Consider the following 18,271-nt stretch of genomic DNA (forward strand, 5'->3'; position numbering starts at 1 on the left):
AGCCTGTTAGGGAGAGCATTGATGCTCGAGGGCCCTGTCAGCACGGTCGTGCTCGCCGCCGGGGAAGGCACCCGCATGCGGTCGTCCACGCCCAAGGTGCTGCATCGGATCGCCGGACGCTCACTCGTCGAACACGCGGTGCGCGCGGCGGCCGGCACAGATCCCGACCACCTGGCCGTTGTCGTCGGTCATGGCCGTGAAGCCGTCACCGAGCATCTGGACACCCTCGCCGGTGCGCTGGGCCGCAAGGTCACCGTCGCGGTGCAGGCCGAGCAGAAGGGCACCGGGCACGCCGTCTCGTGCGGCCTGGCCGAGCTGCCGGACGACCTGGGCGGCACGGTGATCGTCAGCTACGGCGACGTGCCGCTGCTCGACACCCAGACGTTCACCGCGCTGCTGGCCGAGCACTCCTCGGCGGGCAACGCGGTCACCGTGCTCACCGCCGTGCTGGAGACCCCCACCGGGTACGGCCGGATCGTGCGCGACGCCGACGGCACCGTGCAGCGGATCGTGGAGCAGAAGGACGCCTCCGAGGCCGAGCAGCTGATCACCGAGATCAACTCCGGCGTCTACGCGTTCGACGCGGCGGTGCTGCGCGACGGCCTCTCGCGGTTGTCCACCGACAACGCGCAGGGCGAGCTCTACCTGACCGACGTCCTGGGCATCGCCCGCGGCGACGGCCTGCGCGTCGGCGCGCTGATCGCGTCCGACCCGTGGCTGGTCGAGGGCATCAACGACCGCGTGCAGCTCTCGGCCGTCGGCGCCGAGATGAACCGCCGCATCGTCGAGGGCCTCATGCGCTCCGGCGTGACCGTCGTCGACCCCGCCTCGGTGTGGGTGGACGCGGACGTGCAGGTCGGCCAGGACGCGCTGATCGAGCCGAACGTGCAGCTCCGCGCGGGCACGGTGATCGGCTCGCGTGCCGTGGTCGGCCCGGACACCACGCTCTCCGGCGTGACCGTCGGCGCCGGCGCGTCCGTCGTGCGCACTCACGGCAGCGACTCGGTGATCGGCGACAACGCGTCCGTCGGCCCGTTCGCCTACCTGCGCCCCGGCACGTCGCTGGGCGTGAAGGGCAAGATCGGCACGTTCGTCGAGACCAAGAACTCGCAGATCGGCGCCGGTTCGAAGGTCCCCCACCTGTCCTACATCGGCGACGCCACGATCGGCGACCACAGCAACATCGGCGCGGCTTCGGTCACCGTCAACTACGACGGCGTGAACAAGCACCGCACGATCGTCGGATCCCACTGCCGCACCGGTTCGGACAACATGTTCGTAGCGCCGGTGACCGTGGGCGACGGCGCGTACACCGGCGCGGGCACCGTCCTGCGCCGCAACGTCCCGCCGGGCGCGCTCGCCGTGTCCGGAGGCCCGCAGCGCAACCTCGAAGGCTGGGTCCTCAGCCGTCGTGAGGGCACCGCCGCCGCCCAGGCAGCGGCAGAGGCCCTGGCGAAGCAGAATGCCGACGAGAACACAGAGGAGGGTCGCTGACCGTGAACCCGCAGATGCCCGGCACACCGAAGAAGAACCTGATGCTCTTCGGCGGGCGTGCCTACCCGGAGTTGACGGAAGAGGTCTCGAAGCACCTCAACGTCACGGTGACCCCCCAGTCGGCCTACGACTTCGCGAACGGCGAGATCTTCGTCCGCTTCGAGGAGTCCGTGCGCGGCTGTGACGCCTTCGTCATCCAGTCGCACACCGCGCCCATCAACCAGTGGCTGATGGAACAGCTGATCATGGTCGACGCCCTGAAGCGCGCCAGCGCCAAGCGCATCACCGTGATCATGCCGTTCTACCCGTACAGCCGTCAGGACAAGAAGCACCGCGGCCGCGAACCGATCTCGGCCCGCCTGGTCGCAGACCTGTTCAAGACCGCAGGCGCCGACCGCCTCGTCTCCGTCGACCTGCACACGGCCCAGATCCAGGGCTTCTTCGACGGCCCGGTGGACCACCTGTGGGCCATGCCCCTCCTGGCGGACCACATCCGCGGCAAGTACGCGGGCCACGAGATCACCGTCGTCTCCCCCGACTCTGGCCGCACCAAGCTGGCCGAGAAGTGGGCGGACACCCTCGGCGGCACCCCGATCGCGTTCATCCACAAGACCCGCGACCCGCTCCGCCCGAACGAGGTCGTCTCGAACCGCGTCGTCGGCAAGGTCGAGGGTCGCCTCTGCATCGTGATCGACGACATGGTCGACACCGGCGGCACCATCGCAGGCGCGGTGAAGCAGCTCCTCAACGAGGGCGCCTCCGACGTGGTGATCGCAGCCACGCACGGCATCCTCTCGGGCCCCGCAACCCAACGCCTGCAGGACTCGGGCGCCCGCGAGGTCGTGTTCACCGACACGCTGCCGATCCCGGCGGAGAAGCGCTTCCCGAACATGACCGTGCTCTCGATCGCACCACTGCTCGCACGCGTGATCCAGGAAGTGTTCGAAGACGGCTCGGTGACGTCACTGTTCGACGGCAACGCCTGACCCAGGCCAAGCACCACGGAGGGGCCTCCCGCAGTCCACAGGACGCGGGAGGCCCTTTCGCTTTCCGCGAAGCCGAAGGCGAGCCGTCCTTACCGAACGGGCTGGGCGGTGGGGTCCCGTCACGAGTCGCGCCACAGCTCTTGCTGCATCTGGAAGGGGAGGTCAAGTCGACACGCTTTTCGTCGACTTGACCTCCCCTTCCAGATGTGGCCCGCTCTTGGTGCGGCTCGTGACGGGACCCCACCGCCAACGCAACTCTCTACCCAACCGGCGGCCGCCCAACGCAACAGGCGTGCCATCTACCCGCGTGTGGCGCTATCCCCCGATCAGATTGCCGGGGGTCTGGGGGCAGAGCCCCCAGGGGAAGCACGCAACGCAAGCTGGCCGCCCGCAAGGTGACCCACCCGCCCGGTCGCCGCCCCCAAGGTCGCCGCCCGCAAGCCAACCACCCGACAAGCCCGCGGAACGCAAAACGGGCGCGCACCCCGAAAAGGGGTACACGCCCGTTCAAGCACTGCAAGGCAAAACGCCAGCCCCCAAGGGGGCAAGGATCACTTGACGGTGATCTTGGCGCCCGCAGCCTCGAGCTTCTCCTTGGCGGCGTCGGCAACATCCTTCGCCACGCCCTCGAGGATCGCCTTCGGAGCGGACTCGACGAGCTCCTTGGCCTCCTTCAGGCCCAGGCCCGAGACGACCTCGCGGACGACCTTGATGACCTGGATCTTCTTGTCGCCGGCGGACTCGAGGACGACGTTGAAGTCCGTCTGCTCCTCGGCCTCTTCGGCGGCGGCCGCGGGGCCGGCGGCGGCAACGGCGACGGGCGCCGCGGCGGTGACCTCGAAGGTCGTCTCGAACTGCTTCACGAACTCGGACAGCTCGAGGAGGGTCATCTCCTTGAACGCGTCGAGCAGCTCTTCGGTGCTGAGCTTCGCCATGATCGGCGGTCCTTTCTAATCTCCCGCGCGAAAGCGTCGGGCGTGTCTTTGGGTGATCAGCTTTCGGCGGGAGCGTCGGCTTCGGCGGCGGGAGCCGCGGCGGCCTTCTTCTCCTGCAGGGCAGCAGCCAGGCGAGCGACCTGGGAAGCCGGGGCGTTGAACAGACCCGCAGCCTTGGCCAGGTTGCCCTTCATCGCGCCCGCGAGCTTCGCGAGCAGCACCTCACGGGTTTCGAGGTCCGCGATAGCGGTGACCTCGTCGACCGAGAGCGGGCGGCCATCCATGTAGCCGCCCTTGATGATCAGGGCCTTGTTGTCCTTCGCGAAGTCGCGGATCGCCTTGGCGGCGTCGACGGGCTCGCCCTCGACGAACGCGATGGCGGTCGGACCGGACAGAAGGGCCTCGAGGCCCTCCACACCGGCGTCCGCAGCAGCGAGCTTGACGAGCGTGTTCTTCGCGACGGTGTACTTGGTGCCCGCGCCGAGAGCGCGACGCAGCGTGGTGAGCTGCGCCATGGAGAGGCCACGGTACTCAGTGACAACCGCTGCCGAGCTGGTGCGGAACGAATCCGCGAGCTCAGCGACCGCCGTAACCTTCGTGGGCTTCGCCATGATCGCCTCCTCTCTGGGCTGGGTTAGACCCCTGGTGAGAAGGCTCCGAAACAACAAAAACGCCCTCGCGCACAAGCAGCACGGGGCGTCGCAAGACTGACCTCGTCCTCCCTGCGCGGGCCGCCCGTGTTGCAACGGGGCCTTCGCTCTCCCTGGGGAGAACACCTGCGGTCTTCGGTAGAACCAGGCAAAACAGTACTCGACTGTGTACCGCGGTTCCAAATCGGCATGATGTGACCTGTGACCGACGAGCCCGGCAAGGACCTCGCGCCCCGCCAGCCGCAGCCGCCCACTCCACCGGTGGATCCGGAGCAGATGCGGCAGTTCCAGGAGTTCCAACGCTTTCAGGAGTACCAGCGCTACCAGGAGGCGACGGGCCAGGCACCCCAGGCCCCGAAGCAGCCCGGCGGCAAGCGCTGGTGGCTCGTCGTGCTCGGCAGCGGTCTCTTCTGGCGCGCGCTCTTCTTCCTGCTCGTCGTCTTCTCCGCGGTTTGGGCCTACAACCACTTCTTCGGCGTCGACGACCCCGGCGACATCGCCCAGGACAGCGGCGGCGTCACCGGCGCGGCGCAGGGCCTGTCCGCACCGGCCGGCCTGCAGGGCACCGTCGGCATGTTCTACAAGCACGTGTCGTTCGCCGACACGACCCGCGCCTGCACGCTCTTCCTGCGCGACGACACCCGCCAGAAGTTCGCGAACGCTTACGGCGCAAGCGATTGCGCCGCGGCGGTCAAGACCCTGAAGACGCAGGTCACCAGTGTCGACAAGTACCAGCAGGTGATGTTCCCGCCGGACATGCTCAAGACCCCGACCACCACCAAGGTCACCATCGACTCCTGCGCACTGACCGTCGAGGGCGGCCCGCGCCTCGGCACGTTCGTCGTGGAGAAGATCAACGCGGGCTGGGTCATCACCGACTGGACGCCCAGCGCCTGCGGCTAGAACGACTCGACGGCGCGGGCGAGGCTCTCCTTCCCGCGCCCTTCGGCGACCTGCCGATCGACCAACGACTTGACCGCGTCGAGCGCCGCGAACGGCACCCCCTGCGCCCCAGCCGCGCGGGTCAGCGTGGCCAGCCCCGACTGGTTCATCGCCAGGCTCGACTCCCCGCCGGCGTAACTCCCGCCGTCGATCTCCCCCGCGAACGTGGTCAGGGCGGGCTGGAGATCGGTCAGCCACGACAACAACATCGGCGTGAGCTCACCGACCTCGATCCCGTTGGCCCGCGCCAGCGCGGCCGCGTGCAGGAACCCGCCGAGCAGCCCGTACATCCCGGACAGGATCGCCACGTCGTAACCGGAGGCACGACCGGCGTCCTCCCCGAGGAACGTGACCTTTCCCAGCAGCGCCAACGACTTCCGCCACCGCTCGTGCGCCACCGCGGATCCGCTGTAGATGATCGACGACGCCTCGGTGCCGATCGTCTGGGGCACCGCGTACGCCGCGCCGTGCAGGTACTCGGCCCCGTTCGCCGCGGCCCACCGAGCCAGCTCACGAGCGTCATCAGGAGTGCCGGAGGTGAGGTTCACCAACGCCTTCCCGCGCACGTCCACGCCACTCAGAACCTGTTGTGCCGCTTGATGATCCAGCACGGCGACGACCACGAGCCCGCTCTCCGCCACCGCGTCCGCAGCGGTGCTCGTGACGGTCGCGGCAAGTCCCTCCGCCTTCGCGGCAGACCGATTCCAGACCGAGACGCGGTGACCCTCACCCGCGAAGGTCTCCGCCAGCGCGCGTCCAAGATTGCCCAGCCCCAGCACGGTGATCGCTTCAGAAGTCATGAATCCAGCTTCGCCGCGTGTGATCAACTCGACCAGTGACCGGAATGACCCCTATCACCAAATTCCTGCCATAGGCTGGATCCCATGAGTGCCGGCTCCGTCGCCCTGATCGTGCCCAGCGACTTCGGCGTGCCCGACCTCTACGAGCTGGGCATCCCCGCCGCCGTCTTCGGCACGCCGCAACCCGACCTCGCCGACCCCTGGTACGAGTTGTGGTTGTGCGGCACCGGTTCCAGCACGCGAGGCACCGGTCCCGGGTTCACCCTGCACACCACCCACAGCCTCGATGACGTCGTGCACGCGGACACCGTCTTTGTGTCGTGGGTGCCGGAAGAGGTGATCGAGGACAACGCACCCGTGCCACCAGAACTGGTCTCCGCGCTGCGCAAGGCTCACGACAACGGCGCGCGGATCGTCTCCCAATGCGTTGGGGCGTACGCACTCGCCGCGGCCGGCCTGCTCGACGGCCGCAGGGCGACCGCGCACTGGATGCACACCGCGCTGCTGGCCGAGCGCCATCCGAAGATCGAGGTCGACGACTCGGTGCTCTACGTCGACGAGGGCGACGTGCTGACCAGCGCGGGCATGACCGCCGGGCTCGACCTCTGCCTGCACCTGGTGCGCCAGGACCTGGGCGCCCACGTCGCCGACCAACTGGCACGCCGGATGATCGTGCCGGGGCACCGCCCGGGAAACCGGAGCCAGGTCATCGACCTGTCGGTCCCGCCGGACAACAGCGAAAGCCTGGAATCGGCGCTCGACTGGGCGCGCACCCGTCTCGACGAACCGCTGACCATCGACGACCTGGCACGCAGAGCCGCGATGAGCCCGCGGACCTTCTACCGCAAACTCCAGGCCGCGACCGGCACGACGCCGTTGCAGTGGCTGCTCAACGAACGCGTCGCGCGGGCGCAGGCGTTGCTGGAGTCCACCGGCCTGTCCGTGGAGAAGATCGCGGGCCTGAGCGGCATCGGCACGGCCAACAACCTCCGCCACCACTTCCTCAAGCTGGTGGGGAAGTCCCCGAGCGACTACCGGCAGACGTTCCAGCGCTGAGACAGCAGAAAGGCCCCCGGCGAACCGGGGGCCTTTCTCAGCTAGCTAAAAGAACCGGGGAGGCTCAGGCCTCGTCCACCAGCATGTTGCGGGTGCGGTTCGGGTCGACCGGGATGCCGGGGCCCATCGTCGTCGAGACGACGACCTTCTTGACGTACCGGCCCTTGGCCGCGGACGGCTTCGCACGGAGGATCTCGTCCAGCGCGGCCGCGTAGTTCTCGACCAGCTTCTCGGAGTCGAACGAGACCTTGCCGATGACGAAGTGCAGGTTGGCCTGCTTGTCAACGCGGAAGTTGATCTTTCCGCCCTTGATCTCGTTGACGGCCTTCGCGACCTCGGGGGTCACGGTGCCGGTCTTCGGGTTCGGCATCAGGCCACGCGGGCCCAGGATGCGGGCGATGCGACCGACCTTCGCCATCTGGTCGGGGGTCGCGATCGCGGCGTCGAAGTCGAGCCACCCACCCTGGATGCGCTCGATCAGGTCCTCGGAGCCAACGGCGTCCGCACCGGCGGCCTCGGCCTCAGCGGCCTTGTCACCGGTTGCGAAGACGATCACGCGGGCGGTCTTGCCCGTACCGTGCGGCAGATTCACGGTGCCGCGGACCATCTGGTCGGCCTTGCGAGGGTCGACGCCGAGGCAGATCGCAACCTCGACGGTCGCGTCCAGCTTCACCTTGGACGTTTCCTTGGCGAGCTTGGCGGCCTCGAGCGGCGAGTACAGCCGCTCCCGGTCCACCAGCTCTGATGCGGCCTTGTAGGCCTTGCTGCGCTTCATAACTCTGTCCTTCGTGGATCAGTTCGTGGTGAATGAGCCGCGCTCGGCTCTCCCACGCTTGCTAGAAAAGAGGGTGTGGTCAGCCTTCGACCGTGATGCCCATGGAACGGGCGGTGCCGGCGATGATCTTCGCGGCCTGGTCGATGTCGTTCGCGTTCAGGTCGACCATCTTGACCTGGGCGATGCTGCGCACCTGCTCCATGGTCACCTTGGCGACCTTGACGCGGTGGGGCTCGCCCGATCCCTTGTCGACACCAGCGGCGGCGAGGATGAGTCGCGCGGCCGGCGGGGTCTTCAGCTTGAAGTCGAACGAGCGGTCTTCGTACACGGAGATCTCAACCGGCACGACCTGACCGCGCTGCGACTCGGTCGCGGCGTTGTAGGCCTTGCAGAACTCCATGATGTTGACGCCGTGCTGACCCAGCGCGGGACCAACGGGAGGCGCCGGGTTGGCGGCACCAGCCTTGATCTGCAGCTTGATGATCGCTGACAGCTTCTTCTTCTTGGGAGGCATTGTCCGTACTTCCTGTTATTGCAGTGTCCGCGCGCGGCTCTGCCAGCCGCAGCGTGGCCGATCGGTCATCCGGTGAAGGAAGACCGCTCAGATCTTGGAGACCTGGCTGAACGACAGCTCGACCGGCGTCTCCCGGCCGAAGATCGACACCAGGACCTTCAGCTTCTGGCCGTCCGCGTTGACCTCGCTGATGGTGGCGGGCAGCGTGGCGAACGGGCCGTCCATGACGGTGACCGACTCGCCGACCTCGAAGTCGACCTCGATGGTCGGCTTCGACACGGTGGTGGAGGCGGCCTTCTTGCCCTCGGCCGGCTTCTGCTCCTGCTGCGGGAGCAGGAACTTCAGCACCTCGTCGATCGTGAGGGGCGAGGGCTTCGAGGTGGCTCCGACGAACCCGGTGACGCCCGGCGTGTTGCGGACGGCGCTCCAGGACGCGTCGGTGAGCTCCATGCGGACCAGGATGTAGCCGGGCAGCACCTTGCGCTGCACCAGCTTGCGCTGGCCGTTCTTGATCTCGGTGACCTCTTCGGTCGGCACCTCGACCTGGAAGATGTAGTCCTCCATGTCGAGCGTGTGGATACGAGTCTCGAGGTTCGCCTTGACCTTGTTCTCGTAGCCCGCGTACGAGTGCACGACGTACCAGTCGCCGGGCGCGCGGCGCAGGGCCTGGCGCAGCTCTTCGGCGGGGTCCTCGGGCTCTTCGTCGATCGGCGTCTCGTCGATCGCGAGAACGTCGGCGTCTTCCTCGGAGTCGTCAGACTCGTCGGTCGCGTCCGCGGTGTCAGTGTCCTCGGAGTCCACAGCCTCCGACTCGACCGTCTCGTCCGCCGCGGTGTCCTCGGACACCTCGTCGTCGATGAGGTCGGTCTTCTCCTGGGCGTCGACGCCGTTATCGGAGGTCACTGTGGATCTCGCTTCCTGATTGCAGCGGCAGCTGTGCGGCGCTTAGCCGAACAGCTCGAAAACAGCCGCGCCGAAGCCGAGGTCGAGAGCCCACACCAGCGCAACCATGAAGACCACGAACACCAGCACGACGCCGGTGTAGGTGACGAGCTGCTTGCGCGTCGGCCAGATCACCTTGCGGAGTTCGCTGACGACCTCGCGGAGGTAGCGGAAGCCTCGCCCGATCAGCGAGGGACGCTTCTCCTGCCCTTCACGGGTCTTGGTCGGGCGACCCTTCTTCGCGTCCTCGTCCGACTCCTCGGACTTGGCGACGCTCTTCTTCGACTCAGCGCTGCTGCCGTCCTTGCGGGCGGCCGGGCGGGAGGAGGCACGACGTTCACGTCGCGCCGCAGCAGTGGACGGCCGGACAGCGCCTTCGCGCTCCTCCGGCTGGTCCTGCTCGCGGCCCTCGCTCATGCCGTGCCTCCACTCCACCCATGACGCGCTTCGACAGCAGGGGCGACAGGACTTGAACCTGCAACCTGCGGTTTTGGAGACCGCTGCTCTGCCAGTTGAGCTACACCCCTTTGAGATCCCGGATGGGGATCCCCTGGCCAAGCAGGAAGTGTACGGGAGCCTGTCCCGTCCATTCCAACCAGACCGCTCAAGCACTTGCCGAGCGGCCTGTCGCACAGCCTACCCACACGGCACCGGAGAAGACGAATCAGGGTCGTTCAACTGAGGTACCGGCGAGACCCGAATCTCCCTTGAGCACCGCAAACACCACCGGACCCGATCGCCCGGTGGTGTTCTTGATCACAAGATCAAGCGACGCGCACGCGGGCGAAAGCGCCTGTCAACACCGACTTGCCCTCAAAAGCCGCGGTGATGTTGACCTTCACAGTTCCGTCCTCGAAGTCCTTGGTGACCTTCGCGGTGACCTCGACCAGCGCACCCTCGTCGTCGTTGGGCACCACGACGGGCCTGCCGAAGCGGCAGCCGTACTCGACGATCGCACCGGGATCGCCGATCCACTCCGCGACGATCCGCGAGGCCACGGCCATGGTCAGCATGCCGTGCGCGATCACGTCCGGCAGGCCGACGTCCTTGGCGGTCTTCTCGTTCCAGTGGATGGGGTTGAAATCCAGCGAGGCGCCCGCGTAGCGGACCAGGTCGTCGCGCTTGAGGCGCACGGACAGCGCCGGCAGTTCGGTTCCGACTTCGACGGTCACGCGTCTTCTCCCCTCACGACGAGCATCGACCTGGCGGTGGTGACGGGCTCGCCGTCCACCGTGGTGATCTCGGTCCGCACGGTCACCATGTCGTTGCCCATGCGGGACGTGATGGCGTCGATGTGCGCCGTGCTGACGAGCTGGTCGCCCGCGGTGATGGCGCGGTGGTGCGTGAAGTTCTGGTCGCCGTGCACGACGCGGCTGTAATCGAGCTTCAGCTCCGGGTCGAACATGACGGTCTCGTTCGTCTTCATCGACACGACGATCGCGAACGTCGGCGGCGCGATGACGTCCTTGTGCCCCAACGCCTTCGCGGCTTCCGCGTCGAGGTAGGCCGGGCTGGTCGCGCCGATCGCCTCGGCGAACTCGCGGATCTTCTCGCGGCTCACGTCGTACGGCTGCGACGGCGGATAACTACGTCCGATGAAAACGGGGTCGAGAGGCACCGAGTGAGCCTATATGCGACGAGGCCCGCCCCACGGATGTGGGACGGGCCTCGTCGAAGAGTGGCTACGCGCTCAGCGGGTTTCCTTGTGCGCGCGGTGCGTCTTGCAGTTCGGGCAGAACTTCTTGATCTCCAGGCGGTCCGGGTCGTTGCGCCGGTTCTTCCTGGTGATGTAGTTCCGGTGCTTGCACTCCTCGCACGCGAGGGTGATCTTCGGGCGTACGTCGGTTGCAGCCACGGTCCTTGCCTTCCTGAGAGCACACGAACCCCGAACACTCCAGTGCGGGCTTACCGCCTGGCGGGGGTGGGCAGCGAAGTTGCCACCCAGAGATCTTGCTGAGTAGCGGTGGCCGGACTTGAACCGGCGACACAGCGATTATGAGCCGCTTGCTCTACCAACTGAGCTACACCGCTTTACACAACTCAGGCCGCAGCGCTCAGCACTGCGGCCAGTTGTGGAGCCCCTTTACGGAATCGAACCGTAGACCTTCTCCTTACCATGGAGACGCTCTGCCGACTGAGCTAAAGGGGCTTGCTCTTTCGTTCTTGCCGAGCGAGGAGAACTCTACAACACCGGTCCAGCAAGAACGAAATCCGGGGGTGCCTTTAGTGCACCAGCGTGAGCACCGTCTCATCGCGAGCACCCCTGACCTGCACCGTTCGGGCGCGCAGCCAGGCCTCGAAGCGATCTTCGGACAGCGGCCTGGAGATCAGGTAGCCCTGGGCCACGTCGCAACCCATGCCCACCAACTGATCCCGTGCGGCGTCGTCCTCCACGCCCTCCGCCACGACCACGAGGCCGAGCGAGTGCCCGAGCTCCACGATCGACCGGACCACGGCCATGTCGCCGAGATCCGTGCCCATTCCGAGCACGAACGACTTGTCGATCTTCACCTCGTCGACCGGCAGCTGGCGCAGGTACGCGAGCGACGAATAGCCCGTGCCGAAGTCGTCGACCGCCAGCACGACACCGATCGCGTGCAGGCGCCGCAGCACCGGCAGAGCGCGCTCAGGATCGGCCATGACGCCCGACTCGGTGAGTTCGAAGGTCAACAGGCCCGACGGCACGTCGTGGCGCTCCAGCGCGGCCTCGACGCGGTTCGGGAAGTCCTCGTCGCCCAGCGTGCGAACCGACAGGTTGACCGCGATGGACATCCGCAGCCCGCGGTCGAGCCAGCGGCGCACGCGTTCAAGAGCCCGATCCATCACGAAGTCCGTCAGCACGTCTACGAGACCGGTGGCCTCGACGGCGGGCACGAACTCGTCCGGGTCGACGCGGCCGAACTCCGGATGTGTCCAGCGCACCAACGCTTCCGCGCCCACGACCTGGCGTGACGGCAGGGCGACCTTCGGCTGGTAGTGCACCGAGATCTGGCCGGTCTCGACGGCCTGGCGGAACTGCGTGACGAGCTGGAAGCGGCGCAGGAACAGGTGGCCCATCGACGGCGCGTAGGCCTTCACCGGCGTGCCCTCGGACGTCGCGCGCACGGCGACATCAGCGCGTTGCAGCAACGCGTCGGGGTCCGGGTCCTCGGTCTCGGAGTCCGCCTTGGACGCGTACCCCACGACCGCGGAGGCCTCGACGGTCAGCCGGTCGACGGGATACGGCACGGAAAGCCCTGCCCGCAAGCGTTCCGCGGTCTCGTGGGCGGTGGCTGCACGCTCGTCGTCGAGGTACGCGGCGAACGCGCCACCCTCCAGGCGAGCCAGCGGCACGTCGGCTCCGAGAGCGTCGCGCAGCCGGCGTCCGGCGGCGACGACCATCCGGTTGCCCCAGGCCTGGCCCAGCGCGTCAGAGACGGTCGACAGGATGTCGAGGTCGATGCGCAACACGACACCGCTGGTGGACTCGCGCAACGGCTCCGCGCACGCCTCGCGGAAGCCCGGCCGGTTCAGCAGGCCGGTCAGCGGGTCGTGGTAGGCGTCGTGGCGCAGACGAGCGAGCAGGCGGCGGTTGTCGACGGCCGTCGCGAGGTGTGAGGCGAGGGTGCGCAGCAGCTGGATGTCGGCCTTGCCGAAACCACGCCAGCGGGACAGCCGGTCGTGGGCCTCGACGGCACCGAGGAGCTGGGTCGCGCCGCGCAACGGTACGACGAGCGCTTCCTGCGCGTCGCGGCGCAGCAAAGCCTCCGTGACGTCCTCGGTCGCGTCGGCCACGCGGTAGTAGCGGACGTGCGTGCCCGGCAGTTGCAGCACCGGGTCTTCGCGGACGGCACGCGGGTCCGTCGCGGTCATCTCGTCGGGCAGCGGTTCGCCGGCGACGAGGGTGATCATGGCTTCCTGCGGGTCGGTGCGCAGGCGCAGCACGACCCTGTTGGCGTTGAGCTGCTCGCGGATGCGTTCCGCGATGAGCTGCCACTCGTCCTCTTCGACGCCCGTGGTGAGGTCGTCGTCGGGCTGGCGCGGGCCGGTGCCGTGCTGTCCCGACCTCGCGACACGGAGGCTGACCTCGCTCAGCGCCTCCAGGTCGCGCTGTTCGCGCAGCAGTCCGGAGTAGGCGAGGTAGGTGGCCACGATGCCCGCGAGCACCAGGATGATGAGGACGCCGCCCCACTCGGTGGTGGCGACGATCTGGTAGCCGACGAGGCCGATCGAGGTGTTCAGCAGCGCCACGACCAGCGTCTGCAGCACGAGACGCAGGCTGTTGCCGACGCGCATCGACTTGCCCATGAGACGCAACGCGCAGAGGCCCAGCACGCTCGCGAGGAGCGGCACGGTGATGGTTCCGACGAACGCGCCCGCCCAGAACGGACCGCCGGCGCCGATCATCCGGTTCACGGCCTCGGCGGCGGCGAACGCCACGGAGATCTCCATGAACATGAGGCCCGCGTTGTAGACGGCCCTGTCGAGGATCCGCCTGCCGAGCAACGTGCCCACCCCGGCGACCACGTGCGCGGCGAGAACGATCTCGAACGGCGCTACCAGCAGGCCCAGGACCAGCGGGATCTCGGTGAAGGAGATCGTCCACGCGACGCCGCTGCGGACGTCGACGTTGATCGCGAGCTGTTCCGCCAGCAGAAAGCCGACGACGAGTAGAGGGCCGATCCAGAACAGGGAGGTCGTCTCCCTCTCCGGCAGCCAGACAGCGACCATGCCCGCGCAGACGACGCCTGCCACCAGGAGGGTGACGGCGAACGCGCTGAACGCGCGGTTGGTCGACTTGGCCGACCAGGCGGCCGAGTCCGACACGGGGGCCGACGCTCGGTCGGACATCCAGCCTCCTCGTCGGCCTGGGTGGGGGAACCTCTAGGCGTGACTGAGGGGTCCCGCACTTGGCGATCAGGACCCCTCCAGGGGCACCAATGTACCCCGCTCGGGGGACGAAATGGCAGGTCGAGCACGTCTAGTGACATCGATTCACCCAGACGTGGCTACTCGACGAGGTGCCCCCGGAGCACTGTCACGGCCTGCCCCGAGAGCAGTACGCGATCTTGCGCGAGGGTCGCCCTGACGAACCCTCCGCGGGGCGAGGCCTGCTCCGCCAGCAGGTCAGCCCGCTTGAGCCGAGGCACCCAATAGGACGCAAGGGTGCAGTGGGCCGATCCGGTGACGGGGTCCTCCGGGACGCCGACGCCCGGATAGAAGCACCGGCTGACGATGTCCGCGTCGCCGTCGCCGGCGGCCGTCACGATTACTCCGCGTGACGATATTTGTGCCAGTCCTTGGACATCAGGTCGCACGGAACGGACTTCCGCGGCACTCCCCAACTCGATCAGGAAGTCGAAGCGCCCGCGCGACACGGACTTGATCGTCGCATGTGGCAGCGCTTCCGCTAGACCGATTGGCGGGTCAGTCAACTCTGGTGGGTCCGCGGGGAAGTCCATCCGTATCCACCCGTCGTCATTTGTGCATGTGAGCACCCCGCTACGCGTGGTGAACGCCTGCTCTCCGCCCAGGACGTGCGCGGTGGCGAGGGTGGCGTGCCCGCAGAGGTCCACCTCGACCTCGGGCGTGAACCAGCGGAGGTGGTTGTCCGGGGTGACGAAGGCCGTCTCGGCGTGCTTCATCTCGGCGGCGACCTGCTGCATCCACGCGTCGTCGCGCGGTTCGGTGAGGAGCACGACCCCCGCGGGGTTGCCCGCGAAGGGCCGGTCGGTGAACGAATCCACGACGAAGATCTCCACAGCCCGACCCTGCCATGCTCAGATGGGGCGTGACCGAGACCTTCTCCTACCGCGAGACAGATCCGGACTCCCTCCTCCTCACCTGGGGCGCCCGGCGCACGCACAGCCTGACCTGGCAGCCCGGCTGCGACCTGCCGGCGTTGCTCGACGAGTGGGAGCCCCGGCTCACCGGCCTGGACGACCCGGAGACCCTGGCGATCGTGACCGTGCCGAGCCACGAGACCGCGGCGGCGCTGCCGTTGATCCACCACGGCTTCGCGCCGCTCACGGTGATCGCCGAACGGCTCGCCGGACGTGCCCCCGCGGCGCGACCGTCCACTGTGCTCGTCCGCCCCGCGACTTCGGCCGATCTGGACGTCGCCGTCGAACTGAACATGCACACCGTCCGGTACGACGCGGCGTTCGGTCTGGTCACCGAACGCGCCAACACCGCGGAGCACCTGCGGACCGCGCTGGCCGAGGTGCTCGGCCGCGACCACGAGGCGATGTGGCTCGCCGTCCAGGACGACACGCCCGTCGGCATGATCTACGTCGACATGCCGCAGGACGCGGGGTGGGTGGAGCGGTTCGCCTCAACGCGCCCGTTCGCGTACCTCGGGCATCTCGGCGTCCGGCCGGACGTGCGGGGCAGCGGGGCGGGCAGCGCTCTCGCGGCGCACGCGCACGCCGTTCTGGACACCGCCGGCGTGGCGTCGACGCTGCTCCACCACGCTCTGCCGAACCCGCGCTCGACGCCGTTCTGGTACTCGAACGGCTACCGGCCGCGCTGGACGACCTGGGCTCGCCGCCCCGCGTTGCGCTCTTCTTCCGGCGTGTCTTCGCAACCCGAACGGCCTAGTGGGACATGATCTACCCGTTCACACAAGCGAAGAACCCAAACGAACCCGTACTTGTGGAACGAATCCGGCCTCTATATCGACAAAGGGGTTAGCGGATTCGAACACTCCTGGGGGGTCGAGATGGAACTCAGCGGAAGAGCGAGAGCGATGCTGCGGGCTGTCGCCGCGGGACGCGCCGAGGTCACAGGCGGGGTCGAACCCGATCTGTACGTCGACGGACTGCCCTGCTGCGACCAGATGGCGACGCACGACCTCATGCACGCGGGACTGCTGCGCCCTTCGCAGCCAACGAGCTTCGGCCTTCGCGTCTGCGCGGAACTGACCGACGACGGCCGGGCGGCACTCGCCGCGATCTGATCGGCGTGTTGATCGCCCGGTGATCGAACATCTGTTCGACATGGGGTATGCTCCGCGCTGAAGCCGGCACGCAAGAGAGAGGAAGCTCTTGCGCGCCGGCTTCAACTTCCTTCAGGCGACCTTCTGCTGCGTAGCGACGTTCATGCGGTTCCACAGGTTGATCGCGCCGATGGCGATCACGAGGCCCGCGAGCTCCTCCTCGCTGTAGTGCTTGGCGGCCTCGTTCCACACTTCGTCGCTCACGTGCACGTGGGTGATCTGCTCGGCGAGCGCGAACCCGGCCTTCTCGGCGTCGCTGTAGTACGGCACGTCCCGCCACCCCGCGACGGCGTAGACCTTCTCGTCCGCCACGTTCGCCTGGCGCAGCAGCTTGGTGTGGTAGTCGATGCACATGCCGCAGCCGTTCATGATGCTGACCCGCAGGCAGATCAACTCGACGTAGTCCCCGTCCAGACCCGTCCTCGCCGCGGCTTCCGACAGGTCCAGCAGCGCCTTCATCGCGCCGGGCACGGACGTGATCGGGTTGGCGATCCTCATCTTCGTTCTCCTTCGTCGTCTTCTGCCCTCTCGACCCGGCGAACGACGAAGGTGTGACAGGTTGCCCGAAGATTTCTAGGCGCTGATCCCCTGGCCGAGTCCGCCGTCGACCGCGAACTCCGCACCCGTGGTGAACGTGGCCTCGAACGCCAGGAACAGCACGGCGCTCGCCACCTCGTCCATCGAGCCGTGACGCTTGAGCGGCGTGATGCGATCGCCCTCCTCCTTGAACTGCTGGAGGATCTCGTCCGGCACGCCCGTGACGCCCATCGACGGGGTGTCGATGAAACCGGGGCTGACGACGTTGACCCGGACGTTCCGCGGCGCCAGCTCCGCCGCGAGCCCGCGCGCGAACGCCCGCACCGCCGCCTTCGCGCCCGCGTAGACGCTCAGGCCCGGCGACCCCAGGACCGTCGCGACGCTCGTCGTGAAGACGATCGAGCCGCCGTCCTTGATCAGGGGCGCCAGGTGCTGGGCGGTGAAGAACGCGCCCTTGGTGTTCACGTCGAACGTGCGGTCGTAGTCGGCCTCGGTGGTCTCGGCGAACGGCGTGAGGGTGGAGAAACCGACGTTGACGAACAGCAGGTCGATGTCCTTCAGCCGTTGCGCGACTTCGGTTCTGAGCCCGGCGATGTCGTTGAGGTCCGCCGCGTCCGACGCGATGGCGTGGGCTTTCAGGCCCTCTGCCTTGTCGGTCGTGCGGCCGGTCAGCACGACCTCGACGCCGTTCTCGATCAGCATCTCGACCGTCGCACGCCCCATGCCGTGCGTGCCGCCCGTGACGACGGCCTTCTTGCCCAGGTACTTCACTTCCGGATCTCCTCGATGACGCTCGCGATGCTGTGCGCGCCGTGGCCGTTGCTCTGAGCGCGTTCGAACAGGTCGTGCAGGGCCTGCGGAATGGTGGTGTCGAGGCCTTGCTCGCTGTTGGCCTCGGTGAGCAGCCGCAGACCGGACACGTTGATGTCCAGCGCGGACACGTCGGTCTCGTAGTTCCTGCTCTGCGTCACCGCCCCCATCTCGGGCAGGAACGTGGCCACCGTGGCGAGCCAGTCGGTGGCGAGCGGCGTGAACTTCCCTGGCGCGATGCCCGCGCTGCCGACCAGCGCGAGGGCCTGCAGGTAGCCGCCGAACACCGACCACATGACGCCGAGCAACGCCAGGTCGTACAGCGCGGCCAGGCCGGCGTCCTCGCCGAGGTGAACGGGTTCGCCGAAGGCTTGGAGCACGTGGTGGTTCTCATTGCCGCTGAACAGGATCCGCGCTTGTCCCGTACCGATCTGCTGCGGCACGGCCATGATCACGCCGTCGACGTACTCGACCCCGTTGGCCTTCGCCCACTGCGCGGTGGCACGAGCCTGCTCAGGCGTACCGGACGTCAGGCTGACCAGCGTCTTGATCTCGTTGGTGAGCAACGGCTGCTGAACGTCGTAAGTGGACAGACACGTGACGACGACGTCGCTCTTGAACGCTTCTTGTGGTGTCGTGGCTCTTTTGGCGCCTGCCGGCGTCGGCTTGTCCCCAGACCTGTTCCACACGGTCACTTCGCAGCCCTCTTCGACGAGGGCCTTCGCCAGCGCGCTGCCCATCCGGCCCAGGCCGAGCACGCTCACGGTTTTCTTGATCCCCATGCCGTGAATGCTCGTTCCAGCACTGACTGGACGACAAGTACCTACTATTTTGTCAGGTACCCACTTTTTGGT

At 67.7% G+C, this 18,271-nt stretch carries 21 protein-coding genes and 3 tRNA genes; 6 read left to right on the forward strand and 18 right to left on the reverse strand.

From position 1 onward, the window contains the following. Positions 1-21: 21 nt before the first annotated feature. Positions 22-1,494, forward strand: a complete 1,473-nt coding sequence (glmU, locus tag ACH413_RS23565; RefSeq protein WP_360045462.1) for a bifunctional UDP-N-acetylglucosamine diphosphorylase/glucosamine-1-phosphate N-acetyltransferase GlmU — start codon at positions 22-24, stop codon at positions 1,492-1,494. A 14-nt stretch (positions 1,495-1,508) separates the two neighbouring features. Continuing rightward, complete coding sequence (locus tag ACH413_RS23570) at positions 1,509-2,480, forward strand: ribose-phosphate diphosphokinase (protein WP_030482093.1); 972 nt, start codon at positions 1,509-1,511, stop codon at positions 2,478-2,480. Positions 2,481-3,031: 551 nt separating this feature from the next. Here the strand turns inward: ACH413_RS23570 and rplL are convergent. Continuing rightward, a complete protein-coding gene (rplL, locus tag ACH413_RS23575; RefSeq protein WP_360047091.1) occupies positions 3,032-3,415 on the reverse strand; it encodes a 50S ribosomal protein L7/L12 in 384 nt (127 codons plus the stop codon). A gap of 56 nt (positions 3,416-3,471) precedes the next feature. Beyond that, positions 3,472-4,026, reverse strand: coding sequence for a 50S ribosomal protein L10 (gene rplJ / locus ACH413_RS23580; protein WP_093606340.1), 555 nt, complete (start codon positions 4,024-4,026; stop codon positions 3,472-3,474). A gap of 240 nt (positions 4,027-4,266) precedes the next feature. Here rplJ and ACH413_RS23585 point away from each other — a divergent pair, with 240 nt between their 5' ends. Beyond that, positions 4,267-4,968, forward strand: a complete 702-nt coding sequence (locus tag ACH413_RS23585) for a hypothetical protein (protein WP_360047090.1) — start codon at positions 4,267-4,269, stop codon at positions 4,966-4,968. On the opposite strand, the gene ACH413_RS23590 is transcribed toward ACH413_RS23585, so the two are convergent. Then, the gene (locus ACH413_RS23590) at positions 4,965-5,807 is read right to left on the reverse strand and encodes an NAD(P)-binding domain-containing protein (protein ID WP_360047089.1); all 843 of its coding nucleotides are present in this window, start codon (positions 5,805-5,807) and stop codon (positions 4,965-4,967) included. The genes ACH413_RS23585 and ACH413_RS23590 overlap by 4 nt on opposite strands. 84 nt (positions 5,808-5,891) lie before the next feature. Here ACH413_RS23590 and ACH413_RS23595 point away from each other — a divergent pair, with 84 nt between their 5' ends. Then, positions 5,892-6,863, forward strand: coding sequence for a helix-turn-helix domain-containing protein (locus tag ACH413_RS23595; protein ID WP_360047088.1), 972 nt, complete (start codon positions 5,892-5,894; stop codon positions 6,861-6,863). A 64-nt stretch (positions 6,864-6,927) separates the two neighbouring features. On the opposite strand, the gene rplA is transcribed toward ACH413_RS23595, so the two are convergent. The 12 genes from rplA to ACH413_RS23655 form a co-directional block, all read right to left on the reverse strand. Next, entirely contained in the window at positions 6,928-7,638 is a 711-nt protein-coding gene (gene rplA, locus ACH413_RS23600) for a 50S ribosomal protein L1 (protein WP_360047087.1), read from the reverse strand. Between the two features lie 79 nt (positions 7,639-7,717). Beyond that, positions 7,718-8,152 (reverse strand): 50S ribosomal protein L11, encoded by a 435-nt coding sequence (gene rplK, locus ACH413_RS23605; protein WP_030478269.1) that lies wholly within the window; start codon positions 8,150-8,152, stop codon positions 7,718-7,720. Between the two features lie 87 nt (positions 8,153-8,239). Next, positions 8,240-9,055 carry a transcription termination/antitermination protein NusG gene (gene nusG, locus ACH413_RS23610; protein WP_360047086.1) on the reverse strand — a complete coding sequence of 272 codons (816 nt, stop codon included), beginning with the start codon at positions 9,053-9,055 and terminating at the stop codon, positions 8,240-8,242. Positions 9,056-9,097: 42 nt separating this feature from the next. Next, positions 9,098-9,511 carry a preprotein translocase subunit SecE gene (secE, locus tag ACH413_RS23615; RefSeq protein WP_319976890.1) on the reverse strand — a complete coding sequence of 138 codons (414 nt, stop codon included), beginning with the start codon at positions 9,509-9,511 and terminating at the stop codon, positions 9,098-9,100. 37 nt (positions 9,512-9,548) lie between these two features. Then, positions 9,549-9,621: transfer RNA gene (locus ACH413_RS23620), tRNA-Trp, on the reverse strand. Positions 9,622-9,858: 237 nt separating this feature from the next. Then, positions 9,859-10,266 (reverse strand): MaoC/PaaZ C-terminal domain-containing protein, encoded by a 408-nt coding sequence (locus tag ACH413_RS23625; protein WP_319976889.1) that lies wholly within the window; start codon positions 10,264-10,266, stop codon positions 9,859-9,861. Next, positions 10,263-10,712 (reverse strand): MaoC family dehydratase N-terminal domain-containing protein, encoded by a 450-nt coding sequence (locus ACH413_RS23630; protein WP_330272310.1) that lies wholly within the window; start codon positions 10,710-10,712, stop codon positions 10,263-10,265. Before ACH413_RS23630 ends, ACH413_RS23625 begins: the two co-directional genes overlap by 4 nt. 72 nt (positions 10,713-10,784) lie before the next feature. Continuing rightward, positions 10,785-10,949 carry a 50S ribosomal protein L33 gene (gene rpmG, locus ACH413_RS23635; RefSeq protein ID WP_015105301.1) on the reverse strand — a complete coding sequence of 55 codons (165 nt, stop codon included), beginning with the start codon at positions 10,947-10,949 and terminating at the stop codon, positions 10,785-10,787. A gap of 103 nt (positions 10,950-11,052) precedes the next feature. Further along, positions 11,053-11,125: transfer RNA gene (locus ACH413_RS23640), tRNA-Met, on the reverse strand. Positions 11,126-11,167: 42 nt separating this feature from the next. Continuing rightward, positions 11,168-11,243: transfer RNA gene (locus ACH413_RS23645), tRNA-Thr, on the reverse strand. Positions 11,244-11,317: 74 nt separating this feature from the next. Beyond that, a complete protein-coding gene (locus ACH413_RS23650; protein ID WP_360047085.1) occupies positions 11,318-13,924 on the reverse strand; it encodes an EAL domain-containing protein in 2,607 nt (868 codons plus the stop codon). 158 nt (positions 13,925-14,082) lie between these two features. Then, positions 14,083-14,835 carry a PhzF family phenazine biosynthesis protein gene (locus tag ACH413_RS23655; RefSeq protein ID WP_360047084.1) on the reverse strand — a complete coding sequence of 251 codons (753 nt, stop codon included), beginning with the start codon at positions 14,833-14,835 and terminating at the stop codon, positions 14,083-14,085. 29 nt (positions 14,836-14,864) lie between these two features. Here ACH413_RS23655 and ACH413_RS23660 point away from each other — a divergent pair, with 29 nt between their 5' ends. Both ACH413_RS23660 and ACH413_RS23665 read left to right on the forward strand, forming a co-directional pair. After that, positions 14,865-15,683, forward strand: coding sequence for a GNAT family N-acetyltransferase (locus ACH413_RS23660; protein ID WP_360047083.1), 819 nt, complete (start codon positions 14,865-14,867; stop codon positions 15,681-15,683). A 138-nt stretch (positions 15,684-15,821) separates the two neighbouring features. Further along, complete coding sequence (locus ACH413_RS23665; RefSeq protein ID WP_360047082.1) at positions 15,822-16,031, forward strand: hypothetical protein; 210 nt, start codon at positions 15,822-15,824, stop codon at positions 16,029-16,031. Between the two features lie 111 nt (positions 16,032-16,142). On the opposite strand, the gene ACH413_RS23670 is transcribed toward ACH413_RS23665, so the two are convergent. From ACH413_RS23670 to ACH413_RS23680, 3 genes are all read right to left on the reverse strand, one after another. Beyond that, positions 16,143-16,568 carry a carboxymuconolactone decarboxylase family protein gene (locus ACH413_RS23670; protein WP_360047081.1) on the reverse strand — a complete coding sequence of 142 codons (426 nt, stop codon included), beginning with the start codon at positions 16,566-16,568 and terminating at the stop codon, positions 16,143-16,145. A 75-nt stretch (positions 16,569-16,643) separates the two neighbouring features. Continuing rightward, the gene (locus tag ACH413_RS23675; RefSeq protein ID WP_360047080.1) at positions 16,644-17,378 is read right to left on the reverse strand and encodes an SDR family oxidoreductase; all 735 of its coding nucleotides are present in this window, start codon (positions 17,376-17,378) and stop codon (positions 16,644-16,646) included. After that, positions 17,375-18,199: an NAD(P)-binding domain-containing protein gene (locus tag ACH413_RS23680; RefSeq protein WP_360047079.1), complete on the reverse strand. Its 825-nt coding sequence runs from the start codon at positions 18,197-18,199 to the stop codon at positions 17,375-17,377. The genes ACH413_RS23675 and ACH413_RS23680 overlap by 4 nt, the downstream gene beginning before the upstream one ends. Between the last annotated feature and the right edge of the window lie 72 nt (positions 18,200-18,271).

This window comes from Lentzea sp. NPDC020367, assembly GCF_044387305.1.
Classification (GTDB): Bacteria; Actinomycetota; Actinomycetes; order Mycobacteriales; family Pseudonocardiaceae; genus Lentzea.

Coding starts and splice junctions, on each gene's coding strand:
- glmU (WP_360045462.1), top strand. CDS start 22: ATGCTCGAGGGCCCTGTCAGCACGGTCGTGCTCGCCGCCGGGGAAGGC.
- ACH413_RS23570 (WP_030482093.1), top strand. CDS start 1,509: ATGCCCGGCACACCGAAGAAGAACCTGATGCTCTTCGGCGGGCGTGCC.
- rplL (WP_360047091.1), bottom strand. CDS start 3,415: ATGGCGAAGCTCAGCACCGAAGAGCTGCTCGACGCGTTCAAGGAGATG.
- rplJ (WP_093606340.1), bottom strand. CDS start 4,026: ATGGCGAAGCCCACGAAGGTTACGGCGGTCGCTGAGCTCGCGGATTCG.
- ACH413_RS23590 (WP_360047089.1), bottom strand. CDS start 5,807: ATGACTTCTGAAGCGATCACCGTGCTGGGGCTGGGCAATCTTGGACGC.
- ACH413_RS23595 (WP_360047088.1), top strand. CDS start 5,892: ATGAGTGCCGGCTCCGTCGCCCTGATCGTGCCCAGCGACTTCGGCGTG.
- rplA (WP_360047087.1), bottom strand. CDS start 7,638: ATGAAGCGCAGCAAGGCCTACAAGGCCGCATCAGAGCTGGTGGACCGG.
- rplK (WP_030478269.1), bottom strand. CDS start 8,152: ATGCCTCCCAAGAAGAAGAAGCTGTCAGCGATCATCAAGCTGCAGATC.
- secE (WP_319976890.1), bottom strand. CDS start 9,511: ATGAGCGAGGGCCGCGAGCAGGACCAGCCGGAGGAGCGCGAAGGCGCT.
- ACH413_RS23650 (WP_360047085.1), bottom strand. CDS start 13,924: ATGTCCGACCGAGCGTCGGCCCCCGTGTCGGACTCGGCCGCCTGGTCG.
- ACH413_RS23665 (WP_360047082.1), top strand. CDS start 15,822: ATGCTGCGGGCTGTCGCCGCGGGACGCGCCGAGGTCACAGGCGGGGTC.
- ACH413_RS23670 (WP_360047081.1), bottom strand. CDS start 16,568: ATGAGGATCGCCAACCCGATCACGTCCGTGCCCGGCGCGATGAAGGCG.
- ACH413_RS23680 (WP_360047079.1), bottom strand. CDS start 18,199: ATGGGGATCAAGAAAACCGTGAGCGTGCTCGGCCTGGGCCGGATGGGC.